Origin of the sequence: Sinomonas sp. (genome assembly GCF_036848755.1) — a bacterium.
GTDB lineage: Bacteria > Actinomycetota > Actinomycetes > Actinomycetales > Micrococcaceae > Sinomonas.
In genome coordinates this window covers 1-2,805 of record NZ_DAIUJO010000217.1, presented here as the reverse complement: position 1 = coordinate 2,805, position 2,805 = coordinate 1, and the positions used below count along the sequence as shown (strand labels likewise).

At 71.5% G+C, this 2,805-nt stretch carries 3 protein-coding genes; all 3 read right to left on the bottom strand.

Annotation, left to right across the window (positions count from 1 at the left end; translation table 11 throughout):
* The coding region (locus tag V7053_RS18615) for an FAD-dependent oxidoreductase (protein ID WP_334173742.1) at positions 1-213 on the bottom strand (213 nt) is incomplete at its 3' end.
* 89 nt (positions 214-302) lie between these two features.
* Positions 303-1,268, bottom strand: coding sequence for an IS481 family transposase (locus tag V7053_RS18610; protein ID WP_334173741.1), 966 nt, complete (start codon positions 1,266-1,268; stop codon positions 303-305).
* Positions 1,269-1,663: 395 nt separating this feature from the next.
* On the bottom strand, positions 1,664-2,773 hold the full coding sequence (locus V7053_RS18605; RefSeq protein WP_443022668.1) for an IS110 family transposase: 1,110 nt from the start codon (positions 2,771-2,773) through the stop codon (positions 1,664-1,666).
* Between the last annotated feature and the right edge of the window lie 32 nt (positions 2,774-2,805).

Here is a 2,805-nt window from a genome sequence, read left to right as displayed (position 1 = left end):
GAGCTTCGAGGAGCGGGAGGAGGTCCCGGAAGCCCAGTCCCGGGTCTCGACGATCCCGACCTCGAGCCCGCGCGTCGCCGCGTCGAGCGCAGAGCCGGCGCCCACCACTCCACCGCCGACCACGAGGATGTCGAGCTCGCGGCCGGGCTGGGTGGACTCCCTGAGCCGGGAGAGTGAGGCTTCCCGGTACTCCGGGCTGAGCTGTGCGGTCATCGTGTGCCCCTTTGCCTCGACGAGGCAGCCCTGCCGCCAGGGCCCCTCTGCGGAACCTGCCTGGTTCCGAGTCTAGGTGTACCCGGCCATCAGGTTGGTAGCAGTCGGCTGGTCGGTGGCTTGCCGCCGAGTGCGCTGTGGTTCCTGACAGTGTTGTAGTGCTCGATCCATGGCGCAAGGGCTGCTGTCCGCTGCTCGTTGCTGGTGAACGCCTGGCGGTAGGCCCACTCCGTGGCCAGGGTGCGGTTGAGGCGCTCTACCTTGCCGTTCTGCCAGGGGCAGTGCGGCTTGATGAACTTCTGCCGGACACCGAGCGTGGCGCAGACGGCCTTGAGGTCGTTGGAGTAGCGGTAGGCGAAGGCGTTGTCGGTCATGAGCCGTTCGATCCGGGTGATGCCCTTGGCCGTGAAGTAGGCCGCTGCACGTTCGAGGAAGCCGGCGCAGGTGGGGCCCTTCTCGTCCGGGAGGATCTCGGAGTAGGCCAGTCGGGTGTGGTCATCGACGAGGGAGTGGACGTAGTCGTAGCCGATCGGGGCCTTGCGGGCGCGGTTTCCCCCGCCCCGGCCGAGGGCGCGCCAGCCGCCGCCGTCGGGGATCCGGCCGAGCTTCTTAACGTCCATGTGGACCAGTTCCCCGGGCCGGGCGCGCTCGTAGCGGACCGCGGTGGACTTCGAGGACCGGATGGGATCGCCGGTCATCGGGTCGCACTCGCGCAGGTGCGGCACCCCGTGCCGGCGCAGGACCCGGGACACCGTCCGGGCCGGGACCCCGACCCGGGGCCCGAGCCTGTCGGGGCCTTCGCGGTGCTCGGCCCGGGCCGCGAGGACCCTCTGCTCGGTCTCGGGCGCGGTCCTGGCCGGCATCGAGTGCGGCCTCGAGGAGCGGGTCTCCAGACCGGCCTCGCCCTCGGCCCTGTGCCGGTCGATCCAGGTCTTCACGCACTTGCGGGAGACACCCATCGCCGCGGCAATATGGGCCTGCTTCCAGCCGTCCTGATGCCGTTGGACGATCAGCTTCCGCCCATGGACGGTCAGACGGGCGTTACGGTGGGACACGAGAACCTCCGGGTTGGAGTGGGCCTTAGACAAGCCACATCCCACCCGGAGGTTCTCCCACGTTCAACCAGGCTCGCCGCTACCAACGTCCTGGCCGGGTACATCTGATATGGAGTGATCCGCTGTCAAGAGGGCATGGCGAGGCGCCGCCGGGAGGAGTCCTGGCGGCGCCTCTTTGCTTCGCTGGAGGGGGGTGGTCGGCGAGCGTGTCGGTGGGCGACGCGCGGTCAGGCTGATATGCGCGGGTTGGCTACCGCAGGACGGTGGTTCGGCTGGAGTCGGTCCGCGTGTCTAGGAGCGAACATGGGCCCGGGGGCCTGTTCATAGGTGTGCCGCGGGTGGCTCCACGCGCTGCCGCCGACCTCCGAGGGGATCCAGCGAAGCGGCCTTTCGGGTCAGTCCTCCATGACTGCCAGGGACCAGCACCAGCCGGCCAGCTCGCGGGCGACGGCGACGTTGGCCACGGTCGGACGCTTGCGGCGCTCGAGGAAGCCCACCCACCTCTCATGCAGGCGCCGGTTGCCCTCATCGCCCCGGACGCGTGCGGCGGGCGGGGCCAGCTCCCACCGGTCGCGCATCGTCTTCCCGACCGTGTAGCGGGCCCGATGGTGCCAGGCGGCCTCGACCAGGAGCCGGCGGACGTGGGCGTTGCCGGTCTTGGTGATCGGGCCCTGCGCCCGGGAGGCGCCCGAGGAATGCTCCGAGGGGGTCAGACCGACGAAGGAGCCGATCGTGGCCCCGGTGAACCGGTGCCAGTCCCCGATCTCCACCGCGAGGGCGAACCCGGTCAGCGTGCTCACCCCGCGCAGGCAGCCCAGCCGGTGCACGGCCGGGGCCAACTCGCTGCCCGCGGCGAGCTCCTCGATGGCACGGTCCAGCCGGTCGCGGCGGGCCTTGACCGTCAGCACGGCCTCGTAGTCGGAGTCGAACGCCATCCGGGTCGCCCTCGTGCCCAGCGCCGGGGCCGCCTCGCGGCGGAGCCATGCGTCGTGGGCCCCGGTCCAGGCCGCCCCGCCCTCATAGACGATCCCGTGGCGCAGCAGCAGCTTCGAGAGCCGGTGCCGGGCCCGCATCAGGTCCCCGCGGCAGTCCTCCCGCGCCCGCACCAGGTCCCGCGCGGACTCCTGCTCCACGGTCGGGACGGAGACGGGGGTGACCTCGTCCAGGCGCAGCAGCCTGGCCAGGTGCACCGCGTCCCGCGCGTCGGTCTTGACCCGGTCCCCCGAGGGGCGCTGGAGCCGGGACGGGGCGGCGACCACGCACCTGACTCCCTGTGAGGTCAATGCCCTCGAGAGCCCGAACCCCGTCGGGCCCGCCTCGTAGACCACGGCGAGCGGGCCCGGCAGCCCGGCGAGCCAGGCCGTGACCGCCTGCTCCGACGGGGCGAGCCTGGCCTGCACCAGTTCGCCGGTCATACCGTCGATCGCCGCCGCGGCAACCGAACGGGCGTGCACATCCAGCCCAACACTCGTACGCTCAATGAACACCGGGGCCTCCCCACGCATGTCGGATAGGCCGGGCAGGGGAATCTGTCCGG